We start from the raw sequence: 15,548 nt of genomic DNA on the forward strand, positions 1-15,548 counted from the left end.
TTTATGGAGATGCTGACCCGATCTTTACCTATACCGCCACTGGTTTTGAAAATGGAGACGATGCGTCTATTCTTAGCGGATCACTAACAAGGGAAGTTGGCGAAGCTGTTGGAATCTATACGATCGGTTTGGGCAGCTTGAGTGCAGGAGTAAACTATACGATCGATTATACAGGTGCCGATTTCACGATTGGTACTAAAGTTCTATCGGTTACTGCCGATACCGATCAGAGTAAAATTTATGGAGAAACAGACCCGGAATTCACTTATACCGCCACTGGTTTTGAAAATGAAGACGATGCGTCTATCCTAAGCGGATCACTAACAAGGGAAGTTGGCGAAGCTGTTGGAATCTATTCGATCGGTTTGGGCAGCTTAAGTGCAGGTGCAAACTATACCATCGATTATACAGGTGCTGATTTCGCTATTAATGCTAAAGTCCTTATGGTTACTGCCGATCCAGGTCAGAGTAAAATTTATGGAGATGCTGACCAGATCTTTACCTATACCGCCACTGGTTTTGAAAATGGGGATGATGCGTCTATCCTTAATGGATCACTAACAAGGGAACCTGGCGAAGCTGTGGGAATCTATTCGATCGATTTGGGCAGCTTAAGTGCAGGAGCAAACTATACGATCGATTTTACGGGTGCTGATTTCGCTATTAATGCTAAAGTCCTTATGGTTACTGCCGATCCAGGTCAGAACAGAGTTTATGGAGATGCTGACCCGATCTTTACCTATACCGCCACTGGTTTTGAAAATGGAGACGATGCGTCTATCCTTAATGGATCACTAACAAGGGAACCTGGTGAAGCTGTGGGTCTGTATGCAATCCAACAAGGAATGCTGAATGCAGGAACAGATTACACCATTGACTTTAGCAGTGCTGACTTTGAGATCACCCCCGCAATTATTACGGGGGTAGCCTTCGAAGATGTTAATGAGATATATGATGGCACGGCAAAAAGTATCGAAGTTAGCGGCCTTCCTGACGGAGCATCAGTGAACTACGCCAATAATGAGAAGACCAATGCCGGGACCTATGAGGTGACCGCCACTGTTAGGCAGGAGAACTATAATGATTTGGTTCTTACCGCTGAGCTAACCATCGAAAAGGCCGCTGCAGTGATCGCTGCAGATGCGGTGCAGGCCTTTACCTATAATAACGAAGTGAAAAATGTAGTTGCATCCTTGAACCATACGGAAACCGGGCTAACCTATATGCCGCAACAGGGGTATGCCGATGCCGGAACATATGTTATAGAAATCTCATCAGAAGAAACAGCCAATTACTTGTCTGCTTCCAGAGAAGTAACGCTGGTTATTGAAAATACTGAAATTGATGGGGTTACCTTGGAAGGTGCCAGCTATGTGTATGATGGCACTTCAAAAAGCCTCAAAGTGAGCGGTCTTCCGGATGGAGCGGCAGTGAGCTATGCCAACAATGGACAGATCAATGCCGGCAGTTATACCGTTACCGCTACAATTAGGTTGGATAATTATGATGATAAGGTATTGACAGCGCAGCTTGATATTGAAAAGGCAGAGCAGGAGATTAATTTTAATGAAATTGAAGATCGAAATCAACAGACCGATGAACACTTTCAACTAGAGGCGATTTCCAGTTCAGGCTTACCTGTAATTTATTCCTATACCTATGAGACAGAAAATCCTGCTGCTACAGTTGGTCCCCGAGGATTAGTAAGAATTTTGGGAGGGGGAGAAGTGTGGATTACAGCTACCCAGGAAGGAAACCGGAATTATGAAGCAGCTACTCCGGTAGTAAGAACACTAACTATAGTTGGTGGTACGGCTCGTTTGAATTCTGTAATTATAAATGGAACTCCTTATTCCAATCCTGGTGAAGAGATCTATTATCTCATTGATTGTGGAAACGCTGAAAATGAGGTTCATATTGAACTTGAACAAAATGAGGGATCTTCCATCGACCAGGGCGATAGCTTTACCATGAGTACGCCAGGGGCTGGGATCTACAGGGAAACGGTGACAGTGACTTCTGAAGATGGAAATACAACCAAAACTTATAATATCACTGTAGAGAAGAATTTCAACTTTGAGGATATTGTAATTCAGAAGTTTAATAATGTAATGCTGATCAATAATAACCCGGAAACCAATGGTGGATATAAATTTGTGAGTTACCGTTGGTATAAAGATGGTTCCGTGATCGGAAATGAACAATACTTCTCTGCCGGGAAAAATGCAGATGATCTTTTGGATGCAGAAAGCTCTTATTACGTAGTATTGGAAACTGCAGAAGGGGAGATCCTGAAAACCTGTACTTCCGAGATTCAGTTAAGGAGTTCTTTCAACATTTCATTAGCACCAAACCCTGTAAGTTCAGGAGGCACTATGGAGCTTTTAGCAGATTTTCCTAAAGATGAACTTGAAACCATGCAGCTCTCGATACACAATCTTAATGGCACCCTTATTAAACATTTAAAATCGAACAGGAAAATAACAAGTATAACCTTGCCGTATACACTTCAAATGGGGGTGTATGTACTCAAGATTAGAACGGAGAATTTTAATAAGTCTGTCAAGTTTATCATTAAGTAAGAAATGCCTGTTGGTTGTTGAAAACGATAAAGATTAAATATGAATATGGAAATTAATAATACAAAAGCAGCCAATAGGAGCGGCATTCTAAAACTTGCCTTAGTTCTTGCTCTCATTAGCGCGAGTACCCCGGCTTTGGCTCAATCTAATAATGAAGTATCATTTTATCTGCAGGGCTCATTTTCTGAATTAGGATATGAAGCTCTGGGGCAGAAAAGTAAGTTGGAAAACGGTTTTGGCCTTGGAGCTAAATATGCCTATTATTTCTCTGAAAATTGGAGCCTGGGGACAGGTGCTGAATTCCAGTATATGGAAGGATCGATTTTTGTTCCTGCTATTCAAGGGGCTTTTATGACCCAGGACGCTGAAGCAGATGCATTTGAATTTCGATATCAGGCTGATAATTTCTCGGAAAACCAGAAGGTGTATTTCCTAAATATTCCCCTCCAGATTCAATATGAATCTCTTGGGTTGACCAGGTTTTATGCAGCTGCCGGTGTTAAAGTGGGCTTGGGATTAGCTTCAGAATACAATACTTACGCTACTTCCTTAGAAACCAGTGGTTATTATCCGCAATATGATGTGGAACTTACCGATCCCGAATTTGCCGGATTTGGTGAATTTGGTGCAGTAAACAATGCTAAATCTGAACTGGATCTGAAGACCAACTTTGTAGCCCACCTGGAAAGCGGGGTAAAATTTATGCTGGAAAATAGACAATCACTCTATATGGGAATTTTCCTGGATTATGGACTAAACGATATCAAACCTGATACTTCAGGGCAGCGGCTTGTTGATTATAATGCTCAAAATCCAACAGAATTTGCTTTTGGCAGTGTGTTATTTTCAAGGAATGATATGAATTCAGAACCATATGTAGATGAAGTAAGAACCCTGGCCATTGGTCTAAAGGTTCAATATGCATTTCAATTCTGAAAGGAACTGTGATTGAAAGAAGGGCCCTTCATTTTTTGAGAGGGTTTTTTCTTTTGTGGATATTATACATTATCTATTTTTCACTAAAAGTAAGATAAGTCCATTACCAGTAAGATAGTAGTGGTGATTCTGGACGATTTTTAAATTATCAATATGATGTGAATAATAAAGCATTTATTGGGGTATTCTAAAGATCGGAAAATACCTAAAAAATAACTCCCCCGGGATAGCCCCAAGGGAATTTTTATAATTGTGGTCAATAGCTATAATTAACTTGACTATTATTCCTCCAGTACCGGTAATAAAGAACCTTTTTGTTCCATTTCGATATTTAAAATCTCAGCAATAGTAGGAGTAAATTGCGTGGTATAATATTGCTTTTTATCCTCCTGTTCCCCTGAAGGGACAATGTGATTTCCGAAAGCAATAATCCAGGTTTGATCAGAAACAGGAATGGAGCTTCCATGATGCCTCCAGTCATTGTCTTTGGCTGTACCGGTTCCTCTTCCGTGATCAGTTGTAATAAAAACTGATGTTTTTCCTTTATAATAGCTATCATTGGAAACAAACTCCCATAATTCCCTTATCATCTGGTCCGTTCTTTTTGCTGATTTCAGATACTGGTCATACCGTCCGTCGTGAGCAAAATCATCAGTTTCTCCATAGGCTATATATAGCACATCCGGTTTACGGTTTTTCAGGCTTTCAAGCGCATAATTATGAGTAAAAACATCGAATCTTACTCCTTCCCACCGCCTTGGTGTTTGCTCCTGGATAAGATCCAGGTAAAGCTCTTTCTCAGTCGGATATGAGGTGATTGCAGCCCTGTAACCCGCATTTACTGGAATTTTACTTCGCTGTTCATTTAAGATAAATGGGAATACATCCCAGCTGCCGAAAGCTTCAACCTTGTTTTTATAAGCTTCTGAAAAATTTGCTTTTTCAAGAATGGTTATATTGGGATTATGAGCTTTATTATTCGAGTTAATATGCTCATCATCTGCTTTTCCGGTAAGAATTTCGTTATAGCCGGGATAAGAAAATAACATTTTATTGGTTAGATTTACTTTATTTCCTTTCCATCGGTTTCCAAGCATGACTCCTTGCTTAGATACATGACTCCAAAAGAAAGGCATTAGTTTTTCCCGTCTTTCTTCTTTAGTCTTCGCCCAAAATTCTGTATTTAATGATTTTGGATTGGAAACAAAATCGCTGTCATTTATAAACAAGGAATCGGCACCACCATATAATTCCTGCCACCTAAGTCCATCCAGACTAATAATAATTACTTTTTCTTTTTGCTGTGCCTTTACCATACCGGTACAGAAGCAAACTATTGTTAATAATAAGAATATTTTTTTCATTTTCTATTTTATTTTAACCACCAAGGTAGCTCTCTGATTCCATCATTCCCATTGAACTGGTTGTTAATGGCTTCTTCAAGATTAGTGGTATTGTTATTATATTCATCGTTAGGATATACAAATCGGGTAGGGGGAGTAGCCCCTGAAGGAAATGCAAAATCAGGATAACCCGTCCGTAGGTAGTCATAATATTGTGTCCATCCACCTTGAAGAAAAGAGGATAAGTATTTTTGAGTAATTATGTATTCAATTGATAAGCCTTGATCTCCTGTTGGCAATACAACCTGTTCCTGGTTTGTATACTGTTCAACAAAATCTTCTGATAGAAAATCAGAATAAGGCTCTGCATAATTGCGATAGAATTCGAAATTAGCCCGAATGCCGTTTTCATAATGCATCGGCGCATCTGAATTAATCCACCCGCGAACGGCTGCTTCAGCCAATATAAATTCTAGTTCCCAGTAACTTAAAATATTATGGGGTTCTGTGGTCGGATCAGTATAATACCGTGCATTGACTTTGGATATATTGCCGTCTGCCACAAGTGTTTCATTGATCAATGAATAATTAGCTGTGGGGTCGCCCCCGTTATAAGATTCAGGATCATTAATAGGCTTACCTTCTGAAGCCGCACCGGGGGTTTGTTCGGCTATAATAAATAAACGTGGATCTGCTAATTCCTGTAATAGATCTATAAAAGTTGCGGACATAAACATGCTGGATCCATAACTGCTGGAATTAAATTCGGTATAACGGCTATCCTGTTGATCGACAAAAACTAATTGCCCATTCTCCGAAAGCGAACTAATTAGTGGACCGCGGGTATATACTTCATTAAATTTTGCCGCTGTATTTATCTCCCCGACCCGTTCTTTACCAGATAAGGTAAGGAGAACCTTTAACTCAAAGGAATTAATTAATCTCAACCACCTGGATGGATCACCCCCATAAATGATATCTCCATCAATAGTAGTTTCTTCATTAATTAAAGAAGCGGCCTCATCAAGCTCAGTTATAATTCCGGCAAAAACTTCTTCCTGGGAATCATACCGGGGTTGAAAACTTCCACTTTCGCCACCAAGGGCATCGGTATAAGGAATGTCTCCAAACATCAAACTTAATTTGTAAAAATAGTGAGCCCTGAAAAATTTTCCTATGGCTTCGTAGTTCGAGCTTCCAATACGCTGAGCCTCCTCAATCATTATGGTTACCTGTCTCAAGTCATTATAGGTATTATAGCTTCCGTTCCCCCATTTAAAGTACTGGTAGTCATTTTCCTCGCCGGTTTGAATGAGCATTCTGGAGGCATACAAAGGACTTGTACCCTGTACCTGAAAAGCACTTGATGCTACCTGGGTAAGTAATAGCTGGGGGTGTGTCTGGTTTACATAATTTGGATTTTCATTGATTTCATCCAGATCCTGACAAGCTTGCAGTAAAACTACTACAATTAAGAGGTAAAAGTATTTTTTTATTGATTTCATCATCTAAAATTTAAAGTTTAAACCTAACCCGAGATATCGGGAGGAGGGATCCTGTATGTTATTTTCATTCTGGGTTTTATAATCCGGATCTGTATGATAATCCCCTTTGGTTAAAACAAAAAGGTTATATCCGTTAAAACTTACGCTTGCATCTTTTATAGTTTTACTTCCTAAAATTTCAGTTAGGTTATAACTAAGAGAGATACTTCGTAATTTTAGGTAAGTACGATCAAAAACATTCGCAAATGTTTCGCTTTCATCTTCTGTAACCCTGGCACGGTAAGGATAATTTTGGGACCAGGCCTGCCAGCTAATAGGGGTGGTATGTTGCTGGAAAACGCGGTTGTCCGATGTTACATTACCATTTACATCACGAACTAATTCGCCGCTTACTACATTCACACCCTGGGGAACATAAACAGGTTGACCGGCAGCGTACTCTTCATCCCTGTACTGCACAGATTTTGGATGTTTTCCTCCCCACCACATTTTTTCTACAACCTCGGATCTAAATACGCCTCCCCAAATTCCATCCAGGGCCACATTCAAATGCCAATTCTTATACTGAAAATCATTTACAAAACCGAAAGTCCAGTCCGGATCAAAATGCCCCAGGTAAGATACGTAAGTATCTCTTGTGGGCATTCCTGTTCCTTCATCAAGAATTACCTGTCCATCCGGGGATTTTCTCCATTGGGTGTCGTAATAACTATCTACCCTGTCATCAAGAGATAGGTTTCCAAATTTTTGGGATTCTCCTGTAATTTCTGATAGTCTTGTTACTCGTTTGGACCAGTTTAATATTCCTGACCAGTTAAAATTTTCGTTTTGCACCGGTTTAAAACTTAAAGATAATTCGAACCCATTAGTGGTATATTCATTACCGTTAATTTTTCTGAAAGAAAATCCCGAGGCCAGTGAAATAGGTTGGTCGATGATTTGGTCGGTGTCTACAGTATGATAATAGGTTGCATCCAGGGCTAATTTATTGTCAAGAAAAGAAGTATTCAAACCTATCTCATAAGAAGTAGAAGTCTCAGGCTCAATATTAGGATTTACAATGTCTGAAGGATAATTTAGCCGCTGATTATTGGCAAAATTTCCGGAACTGTTGTAATAGGCAGATAGCTCATAAGGATTTAGGTCACTGGATACTCGCGCCCAGGAACTAAATAATTTCATGTAATTTACCTTTTTGGGTAAATCAAAAATATTACTTAATAGAATACTTCCTGAGAGCGAGGGATAGAAATAAGAACGGTTTTCTTTAGGAAGTGTAGAGGACCAGTCATTTCTTGCAGCTGCAGTAAGAAAATAAGTGTCGTAAAAATCAAGCTCAAGAGTTCCATAAACGCTATTGATAGCTTTTTCCTCGAAATAATTTTCTGCTCTTACCGGCCCTGTTGAATTTCCCATATTATATACCCCTGGTACGGTAAGGCCATCGGTAGCACTGAATTCTTGTTGGTATTTCCTGTAGAAGGTGGAAGCTCCGGCGTATACCACAAGACCGATATCCTCAGTAAGTTCTTCATTATAAGTAGCCAAAAAATCGTAGTCAATGTTCAAACGGCTTTTGTTCCAGGTCTGATAAGAACCTTCACGCGGTGCGCTGTAATTGAAATAAGATTTCGGACTTTCAAGATCTTCAAAATTATTTCGTAATACTCCTGATCCGCGTAACTGAAACTGAAATTTCTCTCCTAAACTATAGGATAGGCGCATTTGAGCATTAATAAGGTCTGCATCATATTCCTTCTGGTAATGCTCTGCTCCAAACCACGGATTGTTATACCAGGCATAATTCCAGTTGGCCTGGCGGTAACCTTCGAGTGTTGGCACCCACTGATGATCGCGGAGGTCCCTTCCATTTACATCTTCTCCCATCCAAATCAATAAGGTGTACATGTGTCCGCTAGGGTTATATCCATAATTCGGCGAATTCGGTGAATAAACTTTATTATACGTTAGCTTACTGCTTAAGCTTAAATTATCAGTAATATTTGTCAAAGATTTAAAACTTAAACCTCCTTGTGACAGGCTTGAATTTGGCACCCGGTCCCTGTTATGCGAAAAATTACCGTTTAAGCGGTAAAAACCGTTCTCATTCTTATGACCGATATTAAAATTGGTACTGGAAATAACCCCTGTCCGTAAAAAATCATCAAGATTATCATGACCTACCCATGGTAATGCTTGCCGGGAATATCGGGATCGATCATCATACTGTGTTCCGGTTACACTACCCCACCACGGGATAATTTCACCTGTTTCATTATCAACAATGGGACTGTTCCATTGCGGTATTAGAAGGTCACTGTCAAATTTAGGCCCCCAGATCATATCGCCATCGGCTATTCCTCCATCTGCACCATCCCAAAACTCATACTGCCCATTGGAACCATTTCCGTATTCATGCTGGGTTTCCGGGAATATAGCATATCCCGCAGTTACCATAACATTCTGGGATACACCTACCGATAAGCCATTTTCCGTGGCATTTTTAGTGCTTATAAGAATAGCTCCGTTCCTTCCACGGGAACCGTATAAGGCAGAAGCAGTCGTTCCTTTTAGAACATTAATGGAACCGATATTATTCTGTGAGATATCGAAGAAATCAGTTTCTACGGGAATACCATCTATAACTATCAAAGGGGTTTTTCCTCGTAAAAGGAAGGTTGGGGATTGGAACATTCCCGGAGGACTGCTAACCTGTAGGCCGGCAACCTTTCCCGAGAACAGGTTTCCCACATTTGCGATAGGTAAATTATCAAGGTTATCCGTTTCTATTTCTTGTGTGGCATAACCGATTTTCTTCTCTGCCTTGGTAATTCCCAGGGCAGTGACTACTACCTGGTCCAGAGATTCGGTGTTGGGTTCGAGAGTAATGCTTATTTCCGTTTGATCCGCTACCGGCACAACCTTAGACAAAAATCCAAGATAGGAAAAACTCATTGTATCTCCCTTTTTTACACTCGCGCTAAAGCGTCCGTTAAAATCGGTTACTGTACCTACCGCGCCGGCGTTGACACTGACAGCGACGCCTGCTAAAGGAAGTCCATCTGGGTCAGTGACTAATCCAGAAATCTCCTCCTGCGCTTGCATACCCCAGGATAAATTGAAAATAATTAGAATTAAGTAAAATTGTTTCATTGGAAGGTTGGTTAAAATTCCTGCCAAAACTACATTTCAATCCAACTGGAAACATCAATTCTATTTTAGAAAATATTTAAGTTATAATTAAGTTCGTATCCTACCCAGGCGGAAATTAAAAAACTGGAAATCATTTAATTATGGTTGTATCTTTTGATGTTTTTTTAGTTTTATCTTAATTTAATTAACATGAAATTATAAATTAATTACGATTAACTAAACTTTACTTTTAACGGAATTTTTTATGTCTGGCGACGCATTATTCCCGTTAAAGTTTAAAATTTGATGTAGACATAATTTTCAACTTTCCCTAATACCCCCATCTTGATCTAGATAAGAGTTTGCAATTGTTTCATAGTCAATAGTAACTGCCCAGGTATAGATATTGCAATTCTCTTTCGGAATTACTCCATAACTATTTAGGTTTTCCTTTCACTAAGAACCGTATAAAAGGCTTTAAGCTAAAAACTATAAAATTGATAACTTCAAACTTTAAATCTTTATCTACAGCATCGGTAAAAGAATTTAAGAATATAAATAGTACCATAACAAGCAAGAATTAACTGACGCAGAAAAATATTTAGCTAATTACCGCCAGACCACCTTTCTCAAAAAACATCTCTTTATTAAAACCACTACTTTTCTGCTTCTTATGAGAAGGGCTTTTTCATCCTATCTTTTACAAGTTGAATTTAAAGCGGTTCACATACATAGAATGGATGGCCTTGATGCGACTATTCTGCTTATATTCAGTGGGACTTTAATAGCCCTTATGCTGGGTGTATTATCCTATATAGACAAGTTATACTTTAAATATAAACCTGCGAATTCAGATACCGAATTAACCAGTTGTTTAACAAGTTCAAAACGGATCCTTTAAACAGTAGGAAGCTATTATTCGAAATATAGGAAAAAGAAAAATACGTCTCTTTTTACCCCTCTGGGATTCACGGTAGAAGTTCAAAACCAAAGAAGTGCTTTATATAGAAAATTAGGGGGCATTATCCATTATAGTTTCGTTTAAATTGACTGCTTTCGAAATTTTGCTGATTTTTATAAACTCATTATTGCTTAAAGATAGTAGATCCATCTTTTTTCACTCAAATAAAACTTTAGAGAACACTTTTTAGGCTTACCAGGCAATTTCCTGAGTAAACCAAAAACTTATTATATTTATATTGCCTAATAATTCTTGAGCCCTACCCGATAGATTTCACCTGGAATTAAAACGATATGCAGGAAGAATCTAAATATGCCACGATGTGGGTTAGTGAGGGTATTCTTTATTTCACATTTAAAGCTATAGCTGAACTTGACCTGAAGAAAGCGGAAATACTTGTCGCCAGTAGGCTTAAGTTTCAGGATAAAACTCCCTATCCTGTTTTATGCAACATTTACAACCTTAAGACTGTAAGTGAAGAGGCTGCGGATTACCTCGCCACGGAAGGGATTGCCTTGATCCCGGCTATAGCATTACTATGCAATTCCTATTATCATCGTGTTCTGGCAGAAGTGTTTATAAAATTTCATAACCTGGCAAAACCTATTCAAATTTTCAGTAACAAACAAGAAGCGCTGGATTATCTCCAAAAGTTTATACAAAAAAAATCCTGAAATGCTCACACCAAACCAGATATACGATCACAGGTTCATGCAATTAGTAAAGGCTTTGCTTAAAATGGCTTCGGGTAATTTCTTATACAGAATTCCCATTTCCGACGCTAGGGACTGGAAGGACACCCTTGGTATGTTAATTAACAAAACGAATATTCGTCTAAACACTATGTTTAATGAAATCAAAAAAACCCGGGTTTATACACATCCCCAAATTATTCTTCTAATAAATTCAAAGAAAGAATTGCTGACGCATACGGATGAGAATCACCAAATTATCTCAAAAGAGTTAATACCAAAAACACTAAACGACCTGTTATCCGTAAAAGGAAGAAAGATATTCTCAAAACATTGGTATAAATGGGATAAGAAAACCTTAAGCTGTTACGATATGGGGATCCTGGATTTCCGGGGAGAGACTGAATTATTGGTCCCCTTACATATTCAGGTTAGACAGAGCAGAGCTTTGCTGGAGGATTCCTGGTATTATATTTTTGGTTTTGATCCTCAACAGCCCGTTCCTCCATTACGCACAAAAGAGCAAGATACTTTAAAAACTTTTCCCGGAAAAAAGGCTAAAAATAATTCTAAAACTATCGGTGATTTTTTGCTGGCACAACGGGTTCACGATGCACTTCTTAAACACCAAACCTCTTCCATTCCTTCTTTAGAGGTTATAGCAAGTGAGGCAGGAGCCAGTATAAGTGCCATGCAGAAAGCTTTTAAAGATCGTTACGGTAAGGCAGTCTTAAAATACGATATGGAAAAGCGTCTTGAGGCCAGTACTTTTTTACTTAAGGAGAGCGATATTGAAATAAAAGAAGTATCTAAAAATTATGGTTTTAAAACAGATTCACACTACATCAGCCGCTTTCGTGAAAAATATGGAATTACACCCTTGCAATTCCGTAAGAAGGCCTTCTTTAATAAGCATAATTAGGCCAGGAACGAAAAATACCTTCCCAGAACATTCCATGGTTCCTCTGGAATATGATTATTGCAGACCTTTATATTCATAGAAAAAGAAAAAACTATCCTGGATTTTTAAACTCAAATTCAGGTTGAAATTTCAAGGATATAGAAACAGAATAGTTCTAAAATATTATTGCGCGATGATGCAGGTCGAAGCCGATTACCTGTTTTACAACGGTGTTTTTAATAACAAATAAATTTAAATATTATGAAACTTAAAAAGTTTTTATTGCCGATGATGGCATTTATTTTTGCCATAGGAATGGCATTTGCAACCGTTAATATGGAGCCAGAACCTGAAATACCGGAAAGTGACAATTATGCTACTATGTATGTGCATATAAACGGCGAGTGGTATGATATTCAAGTGGATTGTGAAATCGGAACTTCTGATTGTATAGTTGAGTTTGATGAAGACCCGACTCTGGGAGCTACTTATGAGGTATACAATTCTGATGATTTTAATGATCCAGCTGAAGGAGGGGGGATTATTAAGAGTCTTGAAGGTTTTCCACCTACTGATGATAATTAATTAATTTTTTTAAAAAAATAGTGTACAGCCTTATTGGGCTGTACACTATCTTTATTTGGACATATTTTACTATTCTTTATTTTCCTTTGGTAGCATTTTAAATATTATAGGTTCATTACTTAGGTATTTCCTGGCAGTCTCCTGTATATCTTTTGGTTGTAAGGTATTTATAAAGGCACTTCTTTCATCATTATCCAGCCAGGGGGAATTATCCTTCGAATGCTTTAACATTTCCATTAGAGTAAGTCCATTTCTCATTTTTTTATTTAACCGTGCTTTTTTTAATTTTTCAAAAAGTGAAATTTCCACAGGTGAGCTCTTCAGCTCCTCAATAAAATTTTGAACTTCTAAAATTAATCGCTCAACATCTTTTGGATTGGCGTTAAACCCTATAGGAGTTTCAATATAATTATGAGAATTAACAATATTCAAGGCTGGTGTAACCGAATAAGTACCTCCTTCTTCTGATTCAAAACGTAAACGTCGCATTAGCGATTCTTTGATAATACGGTTTAAAAGAATCAACTTAATTTCTTCCTGCCAATCCATAGAGGAACTATTCGATTCCTTCACATATACCATTTTAATAATAGTGGAATTCAAGGGGGCCACGGAATAAAAAGTCTTTGATTCAATCGGTAACACTAATGAATCTTTTTTGGTTATACAACTTGAATTTTCAGTCGCTGCAGGAAGATTTCCTAAATATTTTTGACAAAGCGTTAATACCACCTCTTCATTAAATTTCCCTGTAAATAGAAAGGTGAAATTTCCGGCATCATTAAAAATTTGATTATAAATTTCTCGGGCTCTATCTAAATCCGTTTGGTCTAGTCCTTCAATAAACTTTTGACCTTTTGGCTTATAATCATTATCCGGTAAAAATTCCCTGATAGCAGTTTCAAAATTTTGGGCTGGATTATTTTTATATGCTATGTAAATTTTTTGTCGAGTCTTCCAATCTTCAAAAGCAGTTGTATTAAAATCAGGAGATGTAAAATACAGGTATACTAATTGCAAGGCAGTTTCCAAATCTTTTAGAGTGATATTGGCCCTAATGCCTGCTGCATCACTTTCAATATAGGGAGATACAAAACCCTTAAATCTTTTGCGGTTTAAAATTCTATCTAATTCAAATTTATTAAGCTTCCCGACTCCGGAATTCCTCAGTATTTCCGTAGAATTTAAGGCAGAAAAATAATCTTCTTTTGGAAAACAATTAATGCCATGAGGAGAAAATCCTTGAAACCTGATGGAATTCTGGTCGGAAACCGCATCTGAAGTCTGTGATAGTGTAGATTTGAGTATGACACGCAACCCATTTTCCATTTCGTAGCTTTTAGCTCCCGAGATTTCAGTCTCTAAGTCCTTTACCGGAGTCTCATTAAGTGCTGTAGCTACAGAACTATCCATCAATACTAAATTCCTTTTAGGGGGAGCAGACGCTTCGACCGGTAAGTTGTTTACCTCCTTAATCCAGAACCTTACTTTTTTTTCGGAATTCTCTAATGCAGGATCATCTTTATGGGCTACCAAACTAATATCTTCCGGTTCCTCCTTGATATAATTTTTAATTTCTCTATGAAATTCCTCCTGGTTCAGGTTTTGTAAAATACCTACCTGAAGTTGTTCTTTGTTTCCGGGTAAAGCTTCTCCGTACAAAAAATGCTGAATGATTTTGTTTTTCCATTGAAATTGGCTCAAGGTGTCGGTCTCTCTTATTGAATTAAGGTATTCCGCTTTACCCTGATTGAATTCATTAGCAGAAAACCCGAATTCTTTTATTTCTCTTAGAGTGGTAAGAGCTGTACTAAGATGCTTTTGTTTTAATCCCTCCTTTGGAATAATTTCGAGTCTTAAAGCAGCAGGGGGGTCCAGGAATTTAGCTCGAATTGAAGTAAAAGTATTATATTCCTGAAGTACTTGTAAGTACTTTTTGTTCAATAATTCGATAAATAAATTCCTTATTAATTGATTCTTTAATTCCTGCTTATTTTGGTGCTTTTTACTTTCAAACTGGCGGAAGTATAAACTTAAATGTAATGGTTTGTATATTAAATGCTCACTATCACTTTGCAGTTCTTTTTTATAAAACTGGGGAGCTTTTTCAAGGTAATTTATTTGATCAACATCAGGGTTTGGCGGAATACCCGGTCTCTTTTTTGTGCCAAATTTTTCTTTAAGCTCTTTTTCCAGGTTATCAATATTGTCAATATTTCCAACAATAACAATTGCCATTAAATCGGGACGATACCATTTCTCATAGAAATCGATTAATTTTTTATGCTCAAAAGTTTTTATATGTTTTTCGAAATCTTCCGGGGCCTCGGCACCCCAGCCCGTAATTTGCTGTTCCAAATGAAATGAATGAATTCCCGGGTGAAAAACCCCGCCATTGGCTTCATCAAAAACAGTTATTCGCTCCAGCCTAATATTCTTTTCATTTAATTCTAAACCCCATAAAATATCTTTAAAAAAATTTAATGCCAGGGTAATTCCTTTTTCATTGTCGTCAGACACCTGAACAGAATAATTTGTATAATTCCCAGCTGTGGAACCATTGAGTTGTGACAGACGTACCCCGGCTTCATCAAAAAGATGGGTAGATTTCTTTCTTGAAATGTTTTTTCCTGAAACAAATCCCAAATGTTCTGTAATATGAGCAAATTCTAATTCCCCATTTTTTTCCTGTCTAATACCAGCTTTAACTATAAGTCTTAAATTCAATCCGGCACCGGGATTATCAATGGGTTTAATATAGTAAGTCAGCCCATTGGGTAATTCTCCATACCTGATACTGGCATCAAGTGGTATGCTATCATTGGAAATACTGGTGTTAGCCAACGAAATACTCACTATGAGATTGGCAATAAGCGATAGGAATATCCTTTTTTTTATTTTGATTTTCATC

The 15,548-nt window shown here is 38.0% G+C and carries 9 protein-coding genes; 5 read left to right on the forward strand and 4 right to left on the reverse strand.

What is annotated here, in order from left to right; all coding sequences use genetic code 11:
• Positions 1-2,582 (forward strand): MBG domain-containing protein (locus B5X53_RS15975; RefSeq protein WP_143533267.1); only part of this gene is annotated, 2,582 nt, incomplete at its 5' end.
• Positions 2,583-2,621: 39 nt separating this feature from the next.
• On the forward strand, positions 2,622-3,518 hold the full coding sequence (locus B5X53_RS15980) for an outer membrane beta-barrel protein (protein ID WP_079714234.1): 897 nt from the start codon (positions 2,622-2,624) through the stop codon (positions 3,516-3,518).
• A gap of 281 nt (positions 3,519-3,799) precedes the next feature.
• Here B5X53_RS15980 and B5X53_RS15985 read toward each other — a convergent pair whose 3' ends face one another.
• From B5X53_RS15985 to B5X53_RS15995, 3 genes are read right to left on the reverse strand one after another with little or no spacing between them, the layout of a single operon-like run.
• Positions 3,800-4,882, reverse strand: coding sequence for an alkaline phosphatase family protein (locus B5X53_RS15985; protein WP_079714235.1), 1,083 nt, complete (start codon positions 4,880-4,882; stop codon positions 3,800-3,802).
• An 8-nt stretch (positions 4,883-4,890) separates the two neighbouring features.
• Positions 4,891-6,369 (reverse strand): SusD/RagB family nutrient-binding outer membrane lipoprotein, encoded by a 1,479-nt coding sequence (locus B5X53_RS15990; protein WP_317042335.1) that lies wholly within the window; start codon positions 6,367-6,369, stop codon positions 4,891-4,893.
• Positions 6,370-9,519 (reverse strand): SusC/RagA family TonB-linked outer membrane protein, encoded by a 3,150-nt coding sequence (locus B5X53_RS15995; RefSeq protein WP_079714289.1) that lies wholly within the window; start codon positions 9,517-9,519, stop codon positions 6,370-6,372.
• A gap of 1,233 nt (positions 9,520-10,752) precedes the next feature.
• Here B5X53_RS15995 and B5X53_RS16000 point away from each other — a divergent pair.
• From B5X53_RS16000 to B5X53_RS16010, 3 genes are all read left to right on the forward strand, one after another.
• The gene (locus tag B5X53_RS16000) at positions 10,753-11,133 is read left to right on the forward strand and encodes a DUF7793 family protein (RefSeq protein WP_079714236.1); all 381 of its coding nucleotides are present in this window, start codon (positions 10,753-10,755) and stop codon (positions 11,131-11,133) included.
• Position 11,134: 1 nt separating this feature from the next.
• Entirely contained in the window at positions 11,135-12,073 is a 939-nt protein-coding gene (locus tag B5X53_RS16005) for a helix-turn-helix transcriptional regulator (protein WP_079714237.1), read from the forward strand.
• 240 nt (positions 12,074-12,313) lie between these two features.
• The gene (locus tag B5X53_RS16010; protein WP_079714238.1) at positions 12,314-12,637 is read left to right on the forward strand and encodes a DUF6520 family protein; all 324 of its coding nucleotides are present in this window, start codon (positions 12,314-12,316) and stop codon (positions 12,635-12,637) included.
• Positions 12,638-12,706: 69 nt separating this feature from the next.
• Here the strand turns inward: B5X53_RS16010 and B5X53_RS16015 are convergent, their stop codons facing one another.
• The gene (locus tag B5X53_RS16015; RefSeq protein WP_079714239.1) at positions 12,707-15,547 is read right to left on the reverse strand and encodes a M16 family metallopeptidase; all 2,841 of its coding nucleotides are present in this window, start codon (positions 15,545-15,547) and stop codon (positions 12,707-12,709) included.
• Position 15,548: the final 1 nt, after the last annotated feature.

Origin of the sequence: Salegentibacter salinarum, assembly GCF_900168115.1 — a bacterium.
Taxonomy (GTDB): domain Bacteria; phylum Bacteroidota; class Bacteroidia; order Flavobacteriales; family Flavobacteriaceae; genus Salegentibacter; species Salegentibacter salinarum.